Origin of the sequence: Nonomuraea ceibae, from assembly GCF_019396325.1 — a bacterium.
In the GTDB taxonomy this organism is placed as follows: domain Bacteria; phylum Actinomycetota; class Actinomycetes; order Streptosporangiales; family Streptosporangiaceae; genus Nonomuraea; species Nonomuraea ceibae.
Map to the genome: position 1 here is coordinate 1 of NZ_JAHKRO010000228.1, position 4,548 is coordinate 4,548.

8 protein-coding genes are annotated in these 4,548 nt (G+C 69.1%); 2 read left to right on the plus strand and 6 right to left on the minus strand.

Translation table 11 applies throughout. The features are described from left to right. Positions 1–50: 50 nt before the first annotated feature. The 4 genes from rplI to rpsF form a co-directional block, all read right to left on the minus strand. Complete coding sequence (gene rplI / locus KME80_RS49525) at positions 51–497, minus strand: 50S ribosomal protein L9 (RefSeq protein ID WP_219519971.1); 447 nt, start codon at positions 495–497, stop codon at positions 51–53. Between the two features lie 14 nt (positions 498–511). Continuing rightward, positions 512–748 carry a 30S ribosomal protein S18 gene (gene rpsR, locus KME80_RS49530; protein WP_020543048.1) on the minus strand — a complete coding sequence of 79 codons (237 nt, stop codon included), beginning with the start codon at positions 746–748 and terminating at the stop codon, positions 512–514. A gap of 62 nt (positions 749–810) precedes the next feature. Continuing rightward, a complete protein-coding gene (locus KME80_RS49535) occupies positions 811–1,377 on the minus strand; it encodes a single-stranded DNA-binding protein (protein WP_219519973.1) in 567 nt (188 codons plus the stop codon). A gap of 78 nt (positions 1,378–1,455) precedes the next feature. Then, a complete protein-coding gene (rpsF, locus tag KME80_RS49540) occupies positions 1,456–1,746 on the minus strand; it encodes a 30S ribosomal protein S6 (RefSeq protein WP_026214314.1) in 291 nt (96 codons plus the stop codon). 187 nt (positions 1,747–1,933) lie between these two features. Between rpsF and KME80_RS49545 the strand changes: the two genes are divergently transcribed. Next, entirely contained in the window at positions 1,934–2,245 is a 312-nt protein-coding gene (locus KME80_RS49545) for a hypothetical protein (RefSeq protein ID WP_219519976.1), read from the plus strand. A 45-nt stretch (positions 2,246–2,290) separates the two neighbouring features. On the opposite strand, the gene KME80_RS49550 is transcribed toward KME80_RS49545, so the two are convergent. Beyond that, positions 2,291–2,470: a hypothetical protein gene (locus tag KME80_RS49550; protein WP_219519978.1), complete on the minus strand. Its 180-nt coding sequence runs from the start codon at positions 2,468–2,470 to the stop codon at positions 2,291–2,293. A 76-nt stretch (positions 2,471–2,546) separates the two neighbouring features. On the opposite strand from KME80_RS49550, the gene KME80_RS49555 reads away from it, so the two are divergent. Further along, complete coding sequence (locus KME80_RS49555; RefSeq protein WP_219519980.1) at positions 2,547–3,290, plus strand: deoxyribonuclease IV; 744 nt, start codon at positions 2,547–2,549, stop codon at positions 3,288–3,290. Between the two features lie 63 nt (positions 3,291–3,353). Here KME80_RS49555 and KME80_RS49560 read toward each other — a convergent pair whose 3' ends face one another. Continuing rightward, complete coding sequence (locus KME80_RS49560) at positions 3,354–4,418, minus strand: mannosyltransferase family protein (protein ID WP_219519983.1); 1,065 nt, start codon at positions 4,416–4,418, stop codon at positions 3,354–3,356. Positions 4,419–4,548 lie beyond the last annotated feature (130 nt).

Below are 4,548 nucleotides of genomic sequence, written 5' to 3' on the forward strand. Positions count from 1 at the left end.
CCGCCCCCCCCCGGGGAGGGGGAGGGGCCCGCCGGCGAAGCGGGAGAGCGTCAGCCTGCGACGACCTCGACGTCGACCGACGCCGAGACCTCGGGGTGCAGCTTGACGGTCACCTTGTGGGAGCCGACGCTCTTGATCGGGTTGACGATCTCGATGCGGCGGCGGTCGAGCACCGGGCCACCGGCAGCCTTGACGGCGTCGGCGATGTCGCCCGTGGTGATCGAGCCGAACAGGCGGCCGGAGTCGCCCGCGCGGGTGGTGAGACGGACACGCAGGGCGCCGATCTGACCGGCGACCTCCTTGGCCGTGCCCAGGTCGCGGATCTCGCGGGCGTCACGAGCCTTCTTGATGGACTCGATCTGCCGCTCGGCGCCACGCGTCCAGCGCATGGCGTAGCCGCGGGGGATGAGGTAGTTACGGCCGTAGCCGTCCTTGACCTCGACAACGTCGCCGGGGGCGCCGAGGCCGGAGACCTCGTTCGTGAGGATGAGCTTCATTTCGACAGGCCTCCTTAGCGCGCGGTGCTCGTGTAAGGCAGCAGGGCCACCTCACGGGCGTTCTTGATCGCCGTCGCCACGTCGCGCTGGTGCTGGGTGCAGTTGCCCGTCACCCGGCGCGCACGGATCTTGCCACGGTCGGAAATGAACTTCCGCAGCAGGGCCGTGTCCTTGTAGTCGACGTAGGAGATCTTGTCGTGGCAGAACAGGCAAACCTTCTTCTTGGGCTTGCGCAGTGCCGGCTTTGCCATCGTGGTGCTCCTTTCAGAGCCCCGCCGTCAGGCGGGAATGGACTCGGGCTGGTGGACTGGGTCTAGAAAGGCGGTTCGTCGCTGAAATCGCCGCCGCCGCCGAAGCCGCCGGAGTTGCCGCCGCCCTGCTGCTGGCCGCCGCCCTGGTAACCGCCGCCGCCGCCACCGAAACCGCCGCCGCCCTGAGGCGGAGCGGGCGAGGCAGAGGCCCAGGGGTCATCGGCCGGACCGCCGCCGAAGCCGCCACCGCCGCCACCCTGACGGGAGGTGCGGTTGACCTTGGCGGTGGCGTTGCGCAGGGACGGGCCGACCTCGTCGACCTCGACCTCGTAGACGGTGCGCTTCTCGCCTTCCTTGGTCTCGTAAGACCGCTGCTTGAGCCGCCCCTGAACGATGACCCGCATGCCGCGCTGGAGGCTTTCGGCGGCGTTCTCCGCCGCCTGCCGCCACACGTTGCAGGTCAGGAAGAGGCTTTCGCCATCTTTCCACTCGTTGGTCTGACGATCCATGAACCGCGGAGTGGACGCGATGCGGAATCGAGCCACCGCTTGCCCCGTCGGGGTGAAGCGCAGCTCCGGGTCGTCGACAAGGTTGCCGACGATGGTGATTACGGTGTCGCCTGCTGCCATGGCCAGCGCTCGCCTTCCTGCACGCCTTCGCTTTGGTTACGGCCCAGAGTAGGGGGCTGCTCCGACAAAAGCCGGTGCTTAGTGCACGTCGGGACGCAGGACCTTGGTGCGCAGGATGCCCTCGTTGAGGTTCATCTGCCGGTCGAGCTCCTTGACCGTCGCGGGCTCCGCGGACAGGTCGATGACGGCGTAGATGCCTTCGGACTTCTTGTCGATGTCGTAGGCAAGACGGCGACGGCCCCAGACGTCGACCTTCTCCACGGTGCCGCCGTCGTTGCGGACCACGGTGAGGAACTGGTCGAGGGACGGCGCCACGGTGCGCTCATCGAGCGAAGGGTCCAGAATGACCATTACTTCGTAACGACGCATGCGGGACTCCAACCTCCTCTGGACTCTGCGGTCACGACACTCTGCCGTGACAGGAGGACGCTGCGCGGGCCCTGGCCGCCCCTTTCGGCGCCCGGGGGTGACGGGTCACCCATCACAACGCAGCGTCGTTCAGGTTACCAGCAGCTCGTGGATGGGAAGGCACAGATAAACAAGGGGGTGGTTCGCAATGCCACACGTCCTCCAGCCCACGCAGCGCGAACGCGTCCGGCTCACGCTCAACACCGACGGCCGCGCCCATCCGGTCGAGAACGCCTTCGCGGTCGCCACGCTCGTGTGCGGCCTCGTGGCCTTCGGCGCCACGTTCTTCCCGGGCGGCCACGTCATCGCGTCCTGGGCCGGGACGCTCGGCTTCGGCATCGGCCTCTACTCGCAGTACGTCTCGGCGACCACGCCGCAGCGCTCGCTGAACATCGTGGGCCTGGTGGCCTCGTTCGTCGGCGCCGCGCTGGGCATCGCCAGAGGCGGTTTCCTGCCGTAACTCCGCTTCCTGCCGTAAGTCCGCCCGTAAGTCCGCGCGGCGTCCTCAGCCGCCGATGTGCAGGTCGACGCCGAGCAGGATCAGGAACCACAGGAAGACCGCCAGCAGCGCCTCGGCGACGTCCCTGAGTACGGCGGGGGTGATGTAGTCGTAGACCCACGCCACGTAGATGCCGATTACGACGTAGATCAGGAATATCAGGGATCGCCAGCGCCAGCGGCTCATGCCGTGCTCCTCGGGGGTCAGGGGGTGCAAGGCGACTTCCCCTGGGCACGCCGTCCAAACGGATAGGCTCGCTGACATGGTGCGCATCGGAGCTCACGTCGGCCAGGACGACCCAGCCGCCCACGCCGCGGCCATCGGCGCCGACGTGGTGCAGTTCTTCCTCGGCAACCCGCAGGGCTACAAGAAGCCGGAGTTGCCGGACCGGCCGGTCGAGGGCGTCGACATCTTCATCCACGCCCCCTACCTGGTGAACGTGGCCTCGACCAACAACCGCATCAGGATCCCGAGCCGCAAGCTGCTGTCGCAACACCTGGAGGCGGCGGCGAGCATCGGCGCCAAGGGCCTGATCGTGCACGGCGGCCACCTCAACAAGGACGACGACCCGCAGGCGGGCTTCGACAACTGGCGCAAGGTGTTCGAGCGCCTGGAGTGCCCGATCCCGGTGCTGATCGAGAACACGGCGGGCGGCGACAACGCGATGGCGCGCAGCCTGGACCGGCTGGCCCGGCTGTGGGACGCGCTCGACGGCTTCGACGTGGGCTTCTGCCTCGACACCTGCCATGCGCACGCGGGCGGCGAGGAGCTGCCTGGCCTGGTCGACCGGGTCAAGGCGATCACCGGCCGGATCGACCTGGTGCACTGCAACGACTCGCGTGACGACTTCGGCTCGGGCGCCGACCGTCACACCAACCTCGGCAAGGGCAAGATCGACCCCGAGCTGATCCTGGAGGTGTGCCGGGCGGCCGGCGCGCCGATCGTGGTGGAGACCCCAGCCGAAGGTCAAGCCGAGGACATCGCCTTCCTGAGGAAGAATCTCTAGCGGAAACACACAGCCTGTGGATAACTTCCCTGGATTGCCGACGCGGCAAAGTGGGTAAGGAGTTCAGCCCGCCCAGGCGCCCGAGAGGAACCGGGCGGTGTTGAGCACCATGAGCGGCCCCGAGACCAGCGCGTAGGCCACGATCACCCACTGCCTCCGGGTGGCGACCTGGGCGATCGCCACCCACAGCGGAAACCACAGCAGCAGCGAGCGCGGCAGCGACAGGTAGTAGGCCGAGGTCATCAGCGCCCCGGCCTGCAGCCCCACGTAGACCGCCTCGCTCCAGCGGCGCAGCGCCAGCAGCCACACCAGCACGGCCACGGCCGCCACGGCCCCGGCGATCTCCATCCGGAAGGCCGGCGCCATGTCGCCGTCGCCCATCGCGGAGTCCCAGGTCACCGCCCACGACTCCCACGGCCACACCAGCTCGCGCCCCCAGCCGGCCTCCTGCGCGTGCTTCCAGGCCAGCCAGTCGCCCGAGCGGGCGTAGTGGAAGGCGGAGTACGCGGCCGGCGGCAGGAACGGCACCAGCAGCCAGCCCGCCCTCCGCACCGGCTCCCGGCTCGCCGCGAACTCCACGACGAGCGCGGCGGCCAGGAACAGCCCGGTGATGCGCACGCACGACGCCCCCGCCGCCAGCAACACGGCGGCCGGCCAGCGCCCCTGCCGCGCCGCCAGCCAGGCGGGGATCGCGAACGCCAGGAACAGCGACTCGCTGTAGCCGGCCGCCAGGAACACCGCGGGCGGGAACAGCACCAGCGCCAGCACCGCCACCCACCCGCGGGCCCCCTCGAACTCGGCCAGCCGGGCCAGCGCCACCATCGCCACCGCCCCGGCCGCCAGCGACACGATCAGCCCGGCAGCCGACCAGTCGGGCACCACCAGATGGACCGCGCGCAGCGCCAGCGGCAGCCCCGGGAAGAAGGCCGGCAGCCCCTCGTCGCGCGGCTGCCGGGGGTCGCCGTCGTAGCCGTGCTCGGCGATGGTGACGAACAGCCCGGCGTCCCACTGCCGCCACCGGTCCACGTACTCGTGCAGCGTGACGCCGAGCAGCGTCGTCACCAGCAGCCCGGCACGCGTGGCGAACCAGATCAGCAGCGCGTCCCTGCCGGTGGAGCGGGTGATCATGAACTAGATGATTGATTCCAAGGGGGAGATCAGCTGTTCGGCTGCGGACATGAAGCGAGGGCGTTCAAGATCCGTTTGTGACGACAGAACTGAACACCCTCGCGACAGCACTGTACGTGAAGATCGACGA